Below are 18,464 nucleotides of genomic sequence, written 5' to 3' on the forward strand. Positions count from 1 at the left end.
CGGCCGCGCCGGCCGCCCGCCGCGGTGGTGGACGGGTCGTCGGCCATGGCGGTGGGGGAGAAAAGCTGCTGGAAGAAGGTCCGGCCGCCGGTCGTGGCGAGGTACTCGCCGAGTTTGCGCTCGAACCCCTGGTGCAGGCCGCGTGTGAAGCCGGAGAAGGCGGAGAAGACGTTGCGGAGCGGGCCGATGTCGATGCGCTCCACGGAGCCGCCCGCGCGCATGAGGTCGGCGGCGGGGTTCGGTGCCGGGGCCGGGCCGTCGCCCGTGTCATCGCCGGTGTGGTCGCCCGTGTCGTCGCCGGTGCGGTCGTCCGCGGCTGGGGTGCGGCGCGGCCCGGCGAAAGGGCCCTCGACGAGTGCGCGCGCCCGGCGGTCGTCGAGGGGGGACGGGTCCGTCCCGGGTTCGCGGGGCCGGTCCGGGGTGCTCTCGGTGAGGACGCGCGGGGTGATGAGGGAGTAGTCGGCCGTGATCGGGTCGGTGAACAGGGGGGTGCTCCGGTCGGTGCCCCGCGCCCGGTCCTGCCCCTCGTACTCGCTGATCCGGGCGGTGAAGTCGACCCGGCCGCCCCAGATGTCGGAGCCGCCCGGGAAGATGATGAGGTCGTCCGCGGAGTGGGAGACCCCGCGCGAGGTCCCCGAGGAGCTGCTCCGGGTACCGCTCAGTGTCACGCCCGCCCCGCCCATCCGGCGCCCCATGCCCCGGGAGTCCACCTCCTTGCTGCGGATGAGGCCCGCACCGACGGTCAGGCTCAGCGTGTCCGAGTGGCCGCGGCCCTTGGACGCGCCGCCCTCGGCGTCCCCGCCCAGCCGCACCCCGGTCTCGGTGGGCGTGCGCCCACGGAAGGACAGGCCGCCGAACGCCGCGTGGACGTGCACGGTGACCGCGGGCGGGCGCAGCAGCTCGTCGCGCATCAGGGTGGGGTCCACGAACGCGGTCTCGGTGAGGTGGACCATCAGGCCCTCCGGCGAGGTCAGCTCGGTGTCGCCGGTGTGCAGCGAGCCGGGCGTGAGCGCGTCCAGCACGCGCAGGGTGTTCTCGCGGGCGGTGTCGAAGTCGCGGCGCAGGCCGTAGTGCTCGCGCCAGCTCCGCTTGAGGTACGCCGCGTTCTCGTTGCCCGGGCGGCGGGCGTAGTCCCGGGCGGTGCGGGCCAGCTCCGGGACCACCAGGCCCGGGTGCTTGCGGGCGATCGCGTCGAGCACCTGCCGGGACAGCCGCTCGTACACGGTCTCGTGGTCGCGGGTCCGCGCGCCGTCGCCGTCCTGCACGCCGTCACCGTCGCCGTCGTCCTGCACGCCGTCGCCGTCGCCGTCGTTCTGGGCCGGGGCGCCGTCGGCCGCCGGGGCGGCGGGCTCCGGCCAGGTGAAGCCCAGCACCGTCGCCCCGCCGAGGTCGGTGACCGGGTCCCCGCGCAGGTGCGCCAGCGGGGGGCTGACGGTCTCCTCCGGATCGAGGCCGCGCCGGCCGGCGCCCGACGCGTCGTCGAGGACCTCGGCATCCCCCAGGGAGACGATCTCCACGGTCTCGCCGGTGAACCCGTGCGGGTGCGGCTCGCCCTCCACCTGGACGAAGAGGTCGCGTTCCACGTGGTAGGCGACGAACTCCGAGGTCTCGGTGAAGTCCCGCGCCACGGTGCGGCGCGACCCCGTCCGGGACAGGGAGTGGCCCTGGGCGTCCAGGGTCCGCGCGTGGGTGTACTCCAGGCTCGGGATGTCCAGCCGGGTGATGCCGCCGCCGGGCAGGGTGACCTCCAGGTTCGCGCCCGCGCCCAGGGAGATGCTCATCGTCTTGGAACGGCCCGACGAACCGGAGACACCGTGCTCGGAGCCGTCGTGCCGGGCCAGGTCGACCAGGTGCGGGCTGTGCCCGTAGGCGCGGTACTCGTTGGCCGAGGACCACAGCCGGAGCATGCGGGTGCCGCCGCCTGGGGCGGTCACCTTGAGGGTGACGGGGCCCCGGTCCAGGTGCGGGAGGTACTCCTGTAGGGAGTTGTTGTCGAAGAGGCCGCGGATCCGCTCGTGCGCCGTGTTCAGGGCCCGGGCCCGCCGGGAGGTGTCGCCCGCGTCGGGGCGCGGCGGCAGCAGGTGGTCGGCCAGCCACGAACCCAGGTCGGTGTGCGCCGGGTCGTCCTGGGCCTCCTGGCCGTGCGGGACGACCCGCTCGATCTTGACCGGGAGCCCGCCGTGCCAGGTCGGCGGGTTGCGGCGCGGGGCGGGGTGCGGGACCGGGCCGTCCCCGTCGTCCCGGTCGACGGTCCGCCGGGGCAGGCTGATGCTCTGCGGGGCCCCGTCGGGGCGCTGCTCGGCCTTGCCGGACAGCACCAGGGCCAGGCCGTCCCGGACCACGGCCGGACGCGGCGGCCGCGTGACGGCGGCGCCGCCCGGCGGGGTCAGGCCCAGGTCCAGGCGCAGGTCGGCGGTGTAGACCTCGGCGGGGCCGGTGTTGTCCATGGCCTGGACGGAGGTGGACTTCACCGCGCCCCCGGCGCTGCCGGAGCGCAGGCCGGTCCCGAAGCTCCCGCCCGCGCTGAAGGTGGGGCCCACGGGCAGGCCGTCGACGGCGGGGCCCAGGTACACGGGGTTGGCGGCGAACCTGGCGCTGACGCCGCGGCGCGCCTCGCGCGCCACCTTGTCCCCGGCCGCCGTGCCGAAGGCGCGCTCCTGGCCGTTGACGACCAGGGCGTCGGTGCCCTCGCCGCTGCGGACCGGCACGTGCCGGTAGGCGGGCGGGCCCGCGGCGGGGCGGTCCGCGCCCAGCCGCAGCCGGACCTTCCACGTGCGGCCCTCGTGCACGGCGGAGACCTCGTGCCCGTCGCGCCCGAAGAAGGGCTCGATCCCGTGGTCGGCGGCGTACCGCTCCACCTCCCGCAGCACCGCTTCGCGCGCCGCCCGGGGCACCCGGGGGCGGGCGCCGCGCAGCGCGTCGTCGACGGCCTCGGGGATCCGGTCCGCCCGCAGCCGCCCGGGGGCGACCAGCCGGGAGCCGACGAGGTAGTCCAGGTCGTGGGCCGGGCCGTCGCGGTCGACCGGCAGCGAACCGGTGTACTCACGAGGCCCGGTCGGCGCGTCCTCGCCCTCGGAGTCGGTGCCGGAATCGCTGTCGTCGGAACCGTCGGCGTCGTTCTGCCCGGTGTTCTCCTGCCCGGTGTTCTGCGAGCCCCCGGCCGGGGGCTGCCCGGACAGGTCGAGGTCCACCATCGGCACGTGCGCCGTGGCGATGATGAGCTCCATGGGGGCGATGGGGGGCAGCACGGGACGCGCGTCGAACAGCCAGGAGGGCAGGCCGTCCGGACGGGGCTCCTTCGACGGCTTCGTGTCCTTGGACGTGAGCTGCTCGACCAGCTCCGAGTAGGAGTACGGAGGCGGCAGGGTCTCGTAGGCGGGCGGCGGATCGTCGCGCACCGCGTCGTCGGTCCCGTCGAACAGGCTGAACCCGTCGCCGTCCGTCGTGGTCGCCCCGCCGTCGGAGAAGACGCTGTCCGCCCCGTCGGACACCGTCGAGTCGTCGGTGTCGTCCGGGTCGGGCCGCCCTCCGCCGCGCCTGCCGCCGCCGACGGCCTCCCGCCCGGGCGACACCCCGGATGTGCCGCCTGTGCGGCCCTCGTCTCCGGTGCCGCGGGTGTCCTCACCGGGGTGTGTGTCCCCGTCGTCGGCGGCGGTGCGGGGGCTTCTGCCGGAGTGTGCACCGCCGTCCGTGCTGAGAGGGCCGTGCTCGCCGTCAACGGCGCGGGCACCCTCGTCGGCTGCGACGCGGGAGGTCTCGGCGGAAGCGGTGTTCCTGTCGCCGTCGTTGGCGCGGGCACCCTCGCTGGACTGCGTGCCGCCGTCCGTGGTGAGAGGGCCGTGGTCGCCGTCAACGGCGCGGGTGCCCTCGCCGGGCCGGGTACCGTCGTCCGTGATGGGAGGCCCATCGCCGGTGTCACCAGTGCGGGCTCCCTCGCCGGACCGGGCGCCTCCGTCGCCACCGGAGCGCGTGCCGCCATCGCCCGACCGCGTGTCCCCGGTATCGGTGGCGGTGTGCGTGTCGTCGCGGCCCTCCCCGGACTGCGTGTCCCCGTCCCCCGGGGGCGGGCCGTCGCCGCGGTCGTCCTCCCGCGGCGGGGGCGAACTCTCAACGGGGGTCTCCGGGGTCGCCTCGGGGATCGCGGCCGCCTCCAGGTCGGCGCGCGTGCCGTCGATCCGGGTGGTGAGGTCCCGGTGCCCGGCCCGCTCCTCGTTGGAGAGCGGGCCGGTCCTGGCCGCGGCCTCCTCCACCGTTCGCAGCACGTCGCCGGCGTCGGTCCGTACGGCGGCGGCGACCTCGTCGGCCTGCGTCGACCCGTCGCGGACCCGGTCCAGCACGGCGCGCGCGTCGGCGACCCCGCCGGCCTCCCCGGCGGTGCGGGCGAGCGCGGAGTGCGCGGTCTCGGCGCTCAGCAGCGGCGCCCGCGTTCCGGCGGCGCGCGCCTGGGCCGACGCCGCCAGCTCCTGCGCCCGGAAGGCGAGATCCCGTGCTCCGCGGACACCGTCGCCGCCCGCGCCGAGCCGGTCCTCCACCTCGCGCAATGCTGCGTCCGCCCGCTGCGACAGCGCCTCGGCGTCGGCGAGGAGCCCGTCGCGCGCGGCGGTCATCGCGGCGACCTCGTCCCCCGTGCGCCGGGGAGCGGCGCCGAAGCGCTCCAACCCCTCCCGGAAGGCCCGGGCCCGCTCCTCGAAGGCGGTCACGTCCTCGGTCAGGTCGCGCGGGACGGCGACGGTCCCGTCCCGGTCCCCGGGGACCTGAGACAGCTCGTCCCGCGCCTGGTCCAGCAGCTCCGCGGCGCGGTCGGCCTCGGCGCGGGCCCGGTCGGCGGCGGCCTCCAGGGCCCGCGCCCGGTCCGCGAGCCCGTCGATCTTCTTCCGCTCGCCCGCGTCCGGCGCGGAGTCCTCGGACCGCGCGTCCCGGTCGCCGCCGTCCACGCGGCCGAACTCGGTCGCCAGGTCGGCGGTGAGCGTTCCGCCCGCAGGACCGGCGGCGCCCCCGCCTTCGTCGCCGCCCCCGGTCCGGACCTCCGGGGAGCGGAAGCCCTCCCGCGCCCCGTTGAGGGCGTCCACCCAGGCCCGCATGTCGCGTTCGTACCGCTCCCGGCTGGACTCGTAGGCCCGCTCCTGCGCCTCGTACGCCTCCCGGGCCTCCGCCAGCCGGTCCGCGCGCCAGCGCTCGGCCGGGGAGCCGTCGCCCTCCCGCGGGTCCGGCCCGTGCTGCGCGGCGTACTCCTCGTACGCCCGCACGTAGTCGCGCACCGGGCCCTCCAGCCCGCCGCGGTCCCGGTCGTAGGCCCCCTCGCTGTCGGCCATCGTCTCGCCCGCCCGGCCCACCTTCGCGGCCTCCGCCTCCAGGTTCCGGGCCTGCTCCGGCGTGATCACGCCGAGCCTGATCGCGTCGGCCTGCGACACCCACGCGCTCACGGTGCCGCGCGTCTGGGCGGTGTGCTGGACGTGGTGCGGCGCGTCCTTCTTCCAGAACGGCGACCACGGCGCCTTGGACCGGCCGCCCACGATCCAGGTGGTGTCGAACTCGATCAGGTACGCCGGCCCGCCCCGCTGCCCCCGCCCCGTGGGCGGACCGGCGGTGGTGAGCCCGCCCGCGTCGGCGGACGACCCGTCGACGCCCCGCGTCGGCACGGTGGCCGCACCGGTCATGATCCCGGTGTGCTCGTCGTAGACGGGGGACTCGGTGGTCAGGCCGGCGGGCCGGAAGGCGGCCTCGCCCGCGCCCCCGGACTCGTGGGACACACCGTTCGCGGTGGAGTGCACGGCGGTGTCGGTGCGGCTCAGCCGGGACCCGGGCAGGACGTCCAGGACGCGCGCGCCGTTCAGGTCCGGCACGGCCGACAGCCGCCACTGCGTGGACCCGATCTCGATCAGGGGGACGCCGTCGTCGTGCCCGGCCGTCTCGGAGAACAGGGTCTTGAGGGCGGTGGAGTCCAGGGAGCTCTCGATCGGCGTGTACCGGGGGTCGAGGGAGAGCTTCCGGGCAAGGAACTCGCGGGCGCCGCGCAGGTTCCGGGCGTCGTGACCGCCGCCCTCGGGCTTCCAGCCCAGGGAGCGGGCGATGGCGACCGCGGCCGTGTCGCGCACGTTCTGGCCGCGCTCGCCCACGGCGGTGGGCATCATGAGCGTGTCGGCGTCCACGGGCCGGGCCCCGGGCCGCGCGCGCAGCGCGGAGGCCCGGTCGCGCATCGCCTCCGCGAGAGTGCCGTGTTCGTTGGCGGCCCGGTCGGTGATGCGCGGGGCGGGTCTGTTCTTCTTGGCCGCCGTGGTGTCCTGCGTTGCCACGTTGTCCCGGGTCGTCGTGGTGTTCCCGGGTGCGGTGTCGTTCTGCGCCGGGGCGCTCTCCTGGGGCGCGGTCTCCCGGATCGCCGTGGTGTCGGCCGGAGCGGTGTCCCGGGTCGTCGTGGTGTTCTGTGGTGCCGTGCCGTCCAGGGCCGGAGCACCGTCCCGGGCCACCGTGATGCTCTCGGGTGCGGTGTCGTTCTGCGCCGGAGCGCTCTCCTGGACCGCCGTGTTGTTCTCGGGCGCGGTGCTGTTCTGGGCCGGGGCGCTCTCCTGGGGCGCGGTGTCTTGGGTCGTCGTGGTGTTCTCGGGTGCGGTGTCGTTCTGCGCCGGAGCGCTCTCCCGGGACTCCGTGGTGTCCCGGGTCGTCCCCCCGCCGTCGGCCGTGTCGGCGTCGGTCCCGGTCCCCTCCTGCGCGCCGAAGTCGAGGTAGGCATAGGGGTACAGGGTGCGCACGGTCCCCGCGTCCCCCGACCCCTCGGCGCTGCGGCCGTCCCCGAACTCCAGCCGCAGCGACAGCCCGCCGTCCTGCTCGACCTTGGCGTACGGCCCGCTCATCTCCAACTGCACCGTGCGCGTCTGCTCGTCGCCCTCGGTCCGGCTGCGGGTGCCGGATTCGGTGGCGGTGGCCGCGCCCGCCGGGGTGGCGAACAGCGGCCGGTGCCCGGGCTGCTCGTCCGGCCCCCGGTCCTCGCCCGCGAAGGGTGTGGGCGCCAGCAGCGCCGCGTCCGCCCCCATCGTGTCGCCGCTGCCGCGCGAGACGGTCGTCGTGCCCGAGGACTTCCACGTGTGCGACTCGAACATGAGGTCCGCCGAGGCCAGGTACGACACCCGGGGCCGCGACAGGTTCAGGTCCACGTGCACCGAGGCCGAGCGGGAGGCGTGCACCGTCGGCGCGCCCTTGGGCCGGATGCGCACCGGGACCGGGGCGGCCGGGCCCGAGGTGTTGCCCAACTGGGTGGTCAGCCGCTTGAGCAGCTGCTCCCGGCTCCCCGCGGTGAGCTCGTAGCCCTGCCGGTGCAGGTCGCGCACCAGGTCCCTGATCGCGGCGTCCGGGTCCGGCGGGCGCACCCGCTTCCCCGAGTCCTCGAAGCCGGGGCGCACCCGCACGTGCTCGGGGTTCTCCGGGTTCGGTTGCGGGCCGACCTCGATCGTGCCGTCCTCGTTCGTGGTCACCCGGTCCTCGACGATGCCCGAGGCCTGGGCGTCGCGCGCCGAGATGTAGCCGGTGACCAGGTCGGACACGTGGGCCGACCACCCCTGGAACTTCGTGGACCAGAACCCGGGGACGGCCACGCCCCAGTTCTTCATCAGCTCCACGGCCTGGGTGACCGTTCCGGACAGCTGGTACGCGTAGCCCTGGAGGGACTTCGGCACGATCGTCAGCGACGAGGTGAAGGAGTCCTGGGTGCCGACCGTCCGGCCGGAGCGGAAGAAGTTCCAGACGTTGGACAGGCCGCCGACGACGAAGGGCCGCCGGGCGTCCGCGGGGGTCAGCCCCTCCGGGTTGCCGCCCTCCTCGTCGACCAGCCGGTTGGTGGTCCCGCCCGCGCCGCTGCCCGCCTTGAAGCTCCCGCTCTTGGCCGAACCGGCCGAGGCGCGGGCGTCGACGGTGGTCTCGGCGTGCGAGATCATCTGGATCTCGACCCGCTGGAACTGCTCGACGTTCTCGGGCTCGACCCGGGTCGCCGCGGTCGCCCGCAGGTCGTTGGGGGAGAAGACGCCGCCGCTCATCTCCGCGCGGCCGCGCCGCCCGCCGTCGGAGAAGGCGGCGGGGTCGTTGGCCAGGGAGGACGACGACAGCAGGTTGTCGAAGAAGTGGCGTCCGCCGGGCCGGTCGAGGAAGCTGCGCAGCTTGCGCTGCACACCCTCGTGGAAGACGCGTTCGGGGCGGGAGAACACCTCGAAGGTGCGGCGCAGCAGGCCGGGGCCGGGGCCGCCGGAGCCGAGCGCGGTGCCGACCCGCTCGACGGTGCCGCCCGCGTCGATGATGGCGCGTGCGCGCCGCCGGTTCCGGTCGGCCGTTTCCCGCGCGGTGTCGTCCCGTTCGCTGTTGTTCGGGGCGGTTTCGGTGTTCACGGTCGGGGCGGTCTCGCCGGTGTCGTTGTTACCGGTGGTGTCCCCGGTGCCACGGGTGTTCCCGGTGTCCGGGGTGGTGCCGTTGGTGTCGGCGTCGGTGCCAACCGGGGCGACGCCGTCGATCGCGGGGCCCGTGCCGTCAGTGGACGCGGTGTTGGTGGCGGGTGCGGTATTTCCCGTGGTGCCGGTGGTCCCCGTGTTTTCAGTGGTTCTGTCGGTACCGGTGTTTCCGGTAGTGCCGGTAGTGCTCGTGGTGCCGGTGTTATCGGTGGTGCCCGAGGTGCGGGAGTCCCCGCCGGAGGTGTCCGTGCCTGTGCCCGTCACCTTGGCGGGCGGCCGGGCGAACCCGCCTTCGATGATCGCGCGGGCCTCGTCCGAGGTCAGCCGGGTCACCGTCGGCGGCGCCGCCGGCCCCACCGCCGGGGTGCTCTCGGTGAGCACCCGCGGCGTGATGAGGGAGTACTCGGCCTTCAGCGGCTCGGTGAGGAGCGGGACGCTCTGGTCGGTGCCGCGGGCCTGGTCGGACGCATCGTAGTCGTGCATGCGGGCGTTGAACGTGACGGGCCCGCTCCACAGGTCCGAGCCGCCCGGGAAGAAGGCGTGCGTGTCCGAGGTGTGCTTGACCCCGTGCCCGCGTTCGACGCTGTGCGAGTAGCTCCCGATCCCCGCCACCCCCGGGCCGCCCAGCCGGGCCGCGACGCCGCGCGCGTCGGCGGCCTGCGAGCGGACCAGGCCGGCGCCCGCGTTCAGGGCCACCGTGTGGGAGGCCCCCTTGCCCTTGCCGCTCTTCATCTCCGAGTCGCCGCCCATGAAGACGCCGGTCTCCGTCGAGGTCGGGCCGCGGTACTCCAGGGCGCCGAAGTCGGCGGTGACCCGCACGGTGACCCCGTCGGGGCGCAGGACCTCCTTGAGACCGAGGGTCAGGGAGGGGTCGACCGTCGCCGACTCGTCCAGGTGGATGGGCAGGCCGCCGGGCGAGGCCAGCTCGTCGCCGCGTTCGCGCAGGGAGGAGGGGGAGAGCATGTCCAGGACGCGCATCGTGTTCTGCACGGCGGTGTCGTAGTCGCGGCGGAACCCCCACCGCTCGCGGGTGGTGCGGTCGAAGAACCCGGCCTTCTCCTTCCCCGGCCGCAGGGCGTAGTCGCCCCGGCTCCGGGCCAGCTCGGGGACGACCATGCCGGGGTGCTCGCGGGCGATGGCGTTCAGTACGTCCTGGGCGAGGCGCTCGTGCACCCGCTGGTCGGGGTCGCGGGCGGGCGGCGGCGTCCCGTCAGTGTCTCCGGTCCCGTCCGTCTCACCGGTCCCGGCCGTGTCGTCGGTCCCGGTGTCCGCCCTGGTCCCGGTGGTGCCCCTGGTCCCGGTGGTGTCCCCGGTTCCTGTGGTGCCTCCGGTCCCTGTGTCCCCGTTCGTCCCTCCGGTTCCGGTGGTACCTCCGACACCGGCCGTGTCGTCGTTCCCCGTGTTCCCGTTCGTCCCCCCGGTCTCAGGAGTCTCGGGGGTCGCGGGCCAGTCGAAGCCTCGGATGCGGGACCCCGCGAACCCGCTGGGGTGGTCGCCCGCCAGATGGCGAAAGGGCGGTGTCGGCACCGGGCCCGCGGCGCCGCGGGCGGCCGCGGGGTCGGCGGCGCGCGAGGCCTCGTCCAACCGGGACACGTCCTCGGGGGACAGCAGCTCGACGCTCTCCCCGGTGAACCCGTGCCGCTCCCGTTCGCCGTCCACCTGCACGAAGATGTCCCGGTTGACGCGGTAGGCGGCGAAGTCGCCCCCGGTCGGCACCTCGCGGGTCATCGTCCCCCGGCCGCCGCCCTGCGCGGAGCCCTGGGTCTCCGACGACACGGTCCGCGAGTAGCCGTACTCCACGAACGGCATGTCCAGGCGGATGGACCCGCCGGTGGGCAGCGGGACCTCCACCCCGAACCCGCCGCCGACCGACGCACCGGCGGTGGTCCGGCGGCCCTTGGTGTCGGTCGTGGTGCTGTCGACCTTCTCCTTCCAGGACATCTCGCTCACCGGGGGCGTGTAGCGCTCGGCGTTGTACTCCGTCGCCGACGACCACAGCCGCACCGTGCGGACCCTGCCGTCGGGGCGGGTCACCCTCAAAGTGACCGGCCCGGCCTCCAGGTAGGGGAGGTACTCCTGGATCGACTCGTTGTCGAAGAACCGGCGGACGTTCTCGCGCCACTCCTCCCGGGCGCGGGCCGTGGAGGACCGCCACGGGGAGCGGCGCGGCATCAGGTGGTCGGCCAGCCACGAACCCAGATCGGTGTACCGGGGTCCGCCCTCCGGCACGTCGTGCGGAACGATCCGGTCGACGGAGATCGGCAGGCCGCCGTGTTCCATACGGGGGTGCCGCGGAGGCGGTGCGTCCGCGGCAGGGGTGTCGCCGGTGCGGCCGGAGGGCGCGAAGACCATCCGCTCCGGTGCGTCCGGCGGGCGCGGGGTGACCTCGCCGGGCAGGATGAGCGCCATCCCGTCGCGGATCACGGCGGCGGGCGGCGGCGGGCCCGCGTCGCCGGGGCGGGGAGCGGGCGGCGCCGACGGTCCGGGGCCGGTCACGGTCAGGTCCACGCGCAGGTCGGCGACGTAGGCCTCGGGGGCGCCGAAGCTGTTCACCTCCAGGGTGGAGGAGGCCGCGGTCGACCCGCCGACCGTGTGGGTGCGCAGGCCGGTGCCGAAGGTGAGGCCGCCGCTCAGGACCGGGCCGATGGACAGGCCCGAGGGGGTGGCGCCCAGGAAGAGGGGGTTGACGGTGAGCTTGCCGCCGACGCCCTTGCGCCCGCCCTGCGAACGGTTGCCGCCGTCCTTGTGCCCGTGCGAGCGCTGCTCGTTCTCCCAGAGCGTGGTGGTGGTCCCGGTGCCCTGCTCGACGGGGACGTGCCGGTAGCCCTCGGGGTCGTCGGCGCCCAGCTTGACGCGGACCTGCCAGGTGTCGCGCCCCTCCCGGACGGTGATGGGTTCGCCGTCCCGGGAGAAGAAGGGCGCCATGCCCCGGTCCTGCGCGACGTCCCTGAACCGCTGGACCATCCTGGTGCGGATGCGCTCGGGCATGCGGGGGTGCCGGTCCGCGAGGAAGTCGCGGACCGCCTCGGGGACGCGCTCGGTGCGCAGGCGGTCCTGCGCCGCGAACCGGGAGCGGACCAGGTGGTCCAGGGCGTAGGTGGCGCCGTCCCGGTCGACGCGCAGCGAACTGCCGTACGTCCGCGGCAGCGGCGGGGGAGGAGGTGGCTGCGGCGGCTCGGGAGGTTGTTGCTCCTGTTGCTCCTGGTCCTGTTGCTCTTCCCGGGGCGGTTGTTCTTCGGTCTCCTGCCGCTGCTCCCGGTTCTCCTCCCGCTGTTGCTCCTGGTCCTGCTGTTCCTCCCGGGGCGGTTGTTCCTCGCTTTCCTGCCGCTGCTCCTGTTGCTCGGTCGTCTGCTCCTCGACCGCCACCTCGTTCTCGTCACGGTCGGACGGGGTCCGGGTCCCGTCTCCGGTGTCCCTGTTCTCGTTCTCCGGTGGGGGCGGTGTGCGCGTGTCCTCGCGGGTGTGCACCTCGGCCTCGTGGGAGGTGCGCTCCTGCCGCTCGTCCCCGTCGGTCTCCGCTTCGTCGTTCCGTTTGTCGCCCGTGTCTCGGGCCTCGGTCGTCTCGTCGCGAACGCTGCCTTCGGCGCGGGACGTGTCGTTATCGTTCGCGGTGGAGGTGTCCCGGACCTGTTGTTCCCGGGGGTACTCGGGTGCGGACGCTTCGACCTCGTCGTTCCGTGTGTCGCCCGTGTCTCGGGCCTCGGTCGTCTCGTCGCGAACGCCGTCTTCGGCGCGAGGCGTGTCGTTATCGCTCGTCGTGGAGGTGTCCCGGGCCTGTTGTTCCCGGGGGTACTCGGGTGCGGACGCTTCCACCTCATCGTTCCGTGTGCCGCCGGTGCCCTGTCCCTCGCTGGTGCCGCCCTCGTCGCGCGCGCCGCCTCCCGGCGGCACCTCCCGGTCCTGCGCATCGCGGCTCCGGCCACGGGGGAACTCGGGCGCGGACGTGAAGACGTCGTCGTCGATGGCGAGCGTCGGATCGTCCTCGGCCGCCGTCCGCAGATCCGGCGTCACCGCGTCGCCGTCCGTGCCCTGGACTTCGGCGGCGGGCGGCGGGGGCGTGTCGTCCTCCGCACGGCGCCGCTCGCGGGGGTACTCGGGCGCGGACGTGAAGACGTCGTCGTCGATGGCGAGCGTCGGGTCGTCCTCGGCCGCCGAATCGGCGCGCTGCTCCCCGGCGTCGTCTCCGCTCTCCGTCCGTATGGCCTGCTCACCGGCGATGTCGTCCGCGGACACGGTCCGCGGATCGCCGGTGTCGCCGACAGGGTCGGTCACCTGCGGAGCGTTCTCGGCGGGGGTGTCCACGGTCTCGGCCGCCGTCTCTGTGGCCGAGTCGCCGGTGGTGTCCCGCGATCCTTCGCCGCTGTGCCGCCGGTCCTGCGCGGATCGGCTCTCCCCGCCGCTCCGCTCGGTGCCGCCGCCGAGCACGGGGCCCGGAACCGTACCGCCCTCGGCCGCCGTGCCGCCGGTGCGCTCCGCCGAAGAGTCGTCGGTGACGACGGCAGGGCCGTCCTCGCTCTCCGCGTCGGTGTCCCGCGATCCGCTGATCTCGGAGGCGGGGTCCCTGTCGCCATCGGTGCCCTCGGTGTCCCGCGGCTCGGTGGTTTCGCCGCCCGGGGTGTCCTCGGTGGTGAGGACCTCTTGGTCACGGGGGCCTTCGGCGGTCGGGTCCTCCGGCGCTGCCTCCTTGGCGGGTCCGGCCGGGGAACGCTCGCCTTCCCCGCGGGTGCTCTGCTGCGCGGTGGTCTCGCCGTCCAGGGAGTCTTCGGCGGTAGAGGCCTCGGCATCACGAGGGCTTTCGGCGGCCGGGTCCTTCGGCGCCGCCTCTTCGGCGGACCGGGTCGGGGTGTCCTCGGTGGTGCGCGCTTCCTGGTCCCGCGGGTATTCGGGTGCGGAGGTGAAAACGTCGTCGTCGATGACCAGCGTCGGATCGTCCTCGGCGTCGGTGTCCGGGGCATCCCGCCGCGGGGTCTCGGGCGCCGAGCCGGAGACCTCCCCGGCCTCGGTCCCGTGCCGCCGATCGCCGTCGTCCTCGCCGCTCTCCGTCCGAACGTCCTGCTGCTGTTCGGCGGCGTCGCCGGAGCCGGTGTCCCGGGCCTCCTGCTCCTGCGCGGCCTCGGCCCTCGTGTCCCGCCGCCCGCCGCCCGAACCCTCGCCGGGCGGAACCGGGCGGCCGTCCTTGTCGAGCTGGATCATGGGGATGTCCGCGGTGAACACCTGAAGCGGCGGCATGACGGGCGCGTCCAGCGCCGCGTTCCGGTCCATCAGCCACTTGAGGTCGTCGGGCGCGCCTGTGTCCGCCTCCGGCTCGACCTTGGCGTCCTTGGGCCCGGAGAGGTCGATCATCTCGGCGTACGGGTACGGTGGCGGCCGCTCGGGGGAGTAGGCCGGCGGCGCCTCTTCCACATCCGTCTCACCGTCGCCGTGCACGGGGACCCCGGACGCGTTCGGGTTGAGCTGGCTGTCGAACGAGTAGGACGTCGGCGGCACCACAGGCCCGTCCCCGGCGCCCCGCCCCGCCGCCGAACCCCCGCCCGTGCGGGAGCCCTCCGGCCCGCGCCCCGGCGCGTCCTCGCCCTCCCGGGCACGCGCGGGCCCCCCGGTCTCGACCGGAGCTGCGTTGAGGTCTTCCCGCGAGCGGATCGGCGGGACCTGCTCGTCCGCGTCACCCGTGCGTGAGCCCTCCGGGCCCTGCCCCGGCGCGTTCTCGTCTTCCCGGGTGCGTGCGGGGCCTCCGGTCTCAGGTGGTGTCGCGTGGAGGTCTTCCCGCGAGCGGATCGGCGGAGCCTGCCCGTCCGCGTCGTTCGTGTGCTGGCGTTCGGGGCCCTGCCCCTGGGTGTCCTGGTCTTCCCGGGTACGCGCGGGGCCTCCGGTCTTCGGCGGAGCCTGTTCGTCTGCACGTGGGCGTTCGGGGCCCTGCCCCGAGGTGTTCTCGTCCTCCCGGGCGCGTGCCGGGCCTCCGGTCTCGGGCGGTGCCGCACCGCTGTCCCCGCGCGGGCGGACCGGCGGCACCTGTTCGTCCGCCTCGTCCGCACGCGGTCCGCCGACCCCGGACCCGGCCCCCGCGCCCGCACCGCCACCACTACCGCCGTCGTCACCACCCGACCCGTCCCCGTCCCCGCCGTTGCGCCCGGCGGCCAGGGTGATGTCCACGTCGCCCCGCCCCGCCTCGGGCCCGGGCGTCCGCTCGTCCGACGGCGCGACAGGGGGCGGCACCCGGTTCGCCTCCGGGCCTGCGTCGGCCGACCCGGCGGCGGGCCGGTCCCCGTCCCCCTCGCCCTGCCCGAGGTCGGGCGGCGGCAGGGTCGGCGGCCCGCTCATGCGGTCGATCCCCGCCAGCGCGGAATCGGTGGACACCTGCTGGATCGAGTTCATGGTCGCGCCCGACGTCGCCGAGTACACCGACGCGTTGAACCCCTGGCCCCCCGCCGCGTTTCCCAGCCCCTCGCCCAGGTACCCCTCGGCCGCGCCCGACCCCGCCCCCGCCACCAGGTGCGCGGCGTAGGTGCCCTTGCTCTGGAAGTGCCGGTGCACCGGGTCGAGCAGGTCCTGGGGCACCCGCGCCAGGTGGTCCCGCACGGGCGCGGGCAGGTCGTCGCCCAGGCTCCGCGCCAGCTGCGCGCCCATGTCCGGCCTGTTCCACGAACGCACCAGCGTGTCCGCGTACTCCGAACCCAGCCGCCGCGCCTGGTCGGCGCCCAGCCGCGCCCCGAAGTTGCGCTCGAACACCCCCGCCATGTCCTCGCGGAACCGCCCCCGGTTGGCGGCGTTGTTCCAGGCCGTCGCGCCGGGCGGCGCGTTGGAGCCGAACGGCGCCGCCATCTCGTCCCGGTTCCGGGCGAACACGTCCGCCAGGTCCCGGTTGAGGCCCCGGCCGCCGCCCCCGCCGCCGGGCGTGGGAACGGGCACCGCCCCGCCGGGCGGCACCGCCGGCCCCTCCGGGCGGGGCGTCGGTGTCGGCACCGGCGACGGATCGGGCCGGGGCGCCACCGGCGCGTCCGGGTCCGGCCGCGATCCCGGCGGCGGGGGCGGCGGGGGCACGTCCGGGTCCGGCCGCGCGGGACCGCCCGGCGGCCCCGGCGGCGGACCGTCCGGCGTCGGTGAGGCGACCGGCTCGGGCCGGGCCGGGGGTGCCGCGGGCGGCGGGGCCAGGTCGTCGATCTGCCGCAGCGGCGGGGGCGGCGGCACCGGGTCCGGGACCCCCTTGCCCACCCCCGGCACCGGCACCGGGTCGGGCATCGTCCGCAGCAGGTCGATCCGCCCGGTGATGAGCCGGGCGATCTGCTTGTCGAACGCGGCCCCCATCAGCCCCGACAGCCCCGCCGACACCAGCCCCTCCATCGCCCCGCCCACGTGCGCGCCCTTGGTGAGGTCGTGGTCCCAGGTGTCGCGGGTGCCGTTGGCGATCTGGATGCGCTGGATGACGCTGTCCATGCTCGCGAAGATCTGGCTGATGATCTGGTGCCCGGGCAGGGTGAGCAGGAACCAGGCCAGGATGCGCTGCATGGCCAGGCTGCGGATCGCCTTGAAGATCGGGATGAACTTCAGCGTCGCGCCGAAGGTGAACTTGGCGGTCGCGATCGCCCAGGCGATCTCCACCAGCAGCTGCGCGAACTGGACGAACACCATGGCGACCATGTACTCGGCGTTGGCCGCCCCCTTGCGCAGCTCCACCGCCAGCGCCCGGGAGATCTCCGCGGCCGACCCGATGTAGTCCTTCTCGCCCCGGGTGAACTGGTTGAGGGAGTGTTCGTAGAACGCCGATGTACGGCCGCCGAAGTTGCGGCGAACACGACCCCGGATCGTGTCCATCAACTCGACCAGATCCTTGTCCAGCTTCGTGTGGAGCTGTTCGTAGATCTCCGCGGCCGCGCGCATCTTCGGGGGGTGCGCGGTGGGCACTTCGATGCCGGTCAGGACCTGGATCGCCTTGCGCCCGGAGTCGGACATGTCGGGGTCCAGAGGCATTCCCGATCCCCTCCCCCTCGGCCGTCACCGGAGTGCGGTCACGTTAGCACCACGAAGTGTGAATGTGGAAGTGATGGTTTCCCTGCTTCTGTCTCTGTGGTTCCGTCACCGAATCATTGGTCTTTGTTCGGCCGTCGTGCGGCCGGGGGTCGCGCCGCACGTCAGAGCCGCACCGCCCCCTGACACCCCGCCGACCCACCGCCACCGCCCCGTGTCCACCGGATGTCCGAACGGGATCCGGTGTGTTCCGCCCGTCCCACCGGGGTATCCCCGTTCCATCGGGCGCTCCCGGCCCCGGCCGCCGGTCCGGGGCGGCCGGGGCCGGGGCGCACGGCGCGACCTCCCCGCACAGTCCGTCGGCCCGTGGTCTTCCCACCCTGGAAGGGCCCCAGGGTGTCTGTTTCTGTGTGCGCACCCCTGCTGTTGGCTTTTCGGTCGGCTCGCACATCACCGCAGTTGGTGCTTTTTTCTCCTGTCAGAGGGTTGTTGCGTACTGTCCGCTCTCTGTAAGCTCCGCTGAGAGATCACCAAACACACGCAAAACCACATTCGGTAGCACTGAACCCCACACCCGTGGGAGCCCCCCTCACCCCCCGGTCCACCCGGGAGGAGCACACCGAAGGGAAACGGCCGCGATGACATCCGGCTCGACCCGCCCGGCGGCACTGGCCGCCTGCGCCCTCCTCGCCACAGCCATGGGCTGCGCACCGGACGACGCCCCCGCGGGCGACACCCCTTCCGCGGCGCCGCAGGCCTCCGAGCCCGCGGCCCCCGCCGGCGACGCGGACGCCGCGCTGGCCGCCTACACCGGCATGTGGGAGGCCGTCACCGCCGCCTCCCACGGCGACGAGGACGCCGCCCGCACCCTGGAGGACCACGCGGTGGGGGCCGCCCGCGAACTCATGCTCATCGCGCTCGACCAGGCCTCGGCCCGCGGCGACACCCAGGGCGAACCCGTCCTCGACCCGACCCTGAACGTCGAGAGCCCCGAGCGCGCCGTCGTCGCCGACTGCCTCGACGACTCCGCCTGGCAGGTCGGCGACGCCGCCGGGCCCACGGCCGGCCCGCGCAGGGTCGACGCCACGCTCATCCACGACGGACTCGCCTGGCGCGTGTCCGAACTGCGCATCTGGGAGGCAGGTTCATGCTGAGACACGTGTCGGCGGGCACCACCGCGTTGGTGGTCCTGGCGATCCTGACCACCGGCCCGGCGTCCCCGGCCGCCGCCGACGAGGAGTCCTTCCTCGGGTCCGTGGAGTGCGGGACCGGCGGCGGCAACGGCTGCCAGGTCCTGCTGCGCTGGTACCTGGAACAGCGCGGTGATCCGGGCTCGCCCGGCACCGGGGGCGCCGGCGGTTCCGGCGGCACGGGCGTCCCCGACGAGTACGCCGACGTCGACTGGGACGCCATCGACTGGGGTTCCATGGACTGGAGCCAGATCGACTGGGACTCCTTCGACTGGGACCGGATCTTCGAGGAGGCCGCCCGGGAGCAGCAGGCCACCGACCCCCTCGTCGCCATCGAGGAGGCCATGGCCGCCTTCGAGCTCCCCGAGCCCACCATCGCCACCTCCCCGGGCCCCGACTCCCTCGTCCTGGTCAACACCCCCCTGTGGCTGTGGGTCGAACCCGAGGGCTGGGACGCCGCGTCCACCTCCGCCGAGCTGGGCGATTCGTCCCTCACCGTGACGGCCACCCCCACACGCACCGTCTGGACCATGGGCGACGGCACCACCGTCGAGTGCGAGGGCGCCGGAACCCCCTTCGACCCGGCCGTCCACGACGCCGCGTCCGCCTCGCCCGACTGCGGCCACGTCTACACGGCCGCCTCCGACACAGCCCCCGAGGGCGTCCGCACCGTCACCGTCCGGGTGCTGTGGGACACCGAGTGGAGCTTCTCCGACGGCGGCAGCGGCACCCTCGACCAGATCTTCAGCACCTCCGAGGTCGACCTCACCGTTCGCGAGTCGCACGGACTCGTCACCGGTACCGGCTGACCCCCGGCCACCGGACCCCGGCCCCTGCCCGCCCGGGCCCGGCACCGACCGCCCCGGCCCCAGGCCCCCGGCCC

Annotated in this window: 2 protein-coding genes and 1 pseudogene; 2 read left to right on the forward strand and 1 reads right to left on the reverse strand. The window is 74.9% G+C overall.

Translation table 11 applies throughout. The features are described 5' to 3' along the window. Positions 1–16,394: pseudogene (locus ACJOT3_RS11675) on the reverse strand (hypothetical protein); the annotation flags it as partial. Between the two features lie 635 nt (positions 16,395–17,029). On the opposite strand from ACJOT3_RS11675, the gene ACJOT3_RS11680 reads away from it, so the two are divergent. Beyond that, on the forward strand, positions 17,030–17,545 hold the full coding sequence (locus tag ACJOT3_RS11680) for a hypothetical protein (RefSeq protein WP_406971814.1): 516 nt from the start codon (positions 17,030–17,032) through the stop codon (positions 17,543–17,545). Then, positions 17,539–18,390, forward strand: coding sequence for a hypothetical protein (locus tag ACJOT3_RS11685; protein WP_406971816.1), 852 nt, complete (start codon positions 17,539–17,541; stop codon positions 18,388–18,390). The genes ACJOT3_RS11680 and ACJOT3_RS11685 overlap by 7 nt, the downstream gene beginning before the upstream one ends. The last annotated feature ends 74 nt before the right edge of the window (positions 18,391–18,464 follow it).

It is taken from the genome of Nocardiopsis protaetiae (assembly GCF_045446735.1).
Taxonomy (GTDB): Bacteria; Actinomycetota; Actinomycetes; order Streptosporangiales; family Streptosporangiaceae; genus Nocardiopsis; species Nocardiopsis protaetiae.

What these genes read in the sequence shown, in the direction of transcription:
- ACJOT3_RS11685 (WP_406971816.1), top strand. Translation starts at nt 17,539, where the DNA reads ATGCTGAGACACGTGTCGGCGGGCACCACCGCGTTGGTGGTCCTGGCG.
- ACJOT3_RS11680 (WP_406971814.1), top strand. Translation starts at nt 17,030, where the DNA reads ATGACATCCGGCTCGACCCGCCCGGCGGCACTGGCCGCCTGCGCCCTC.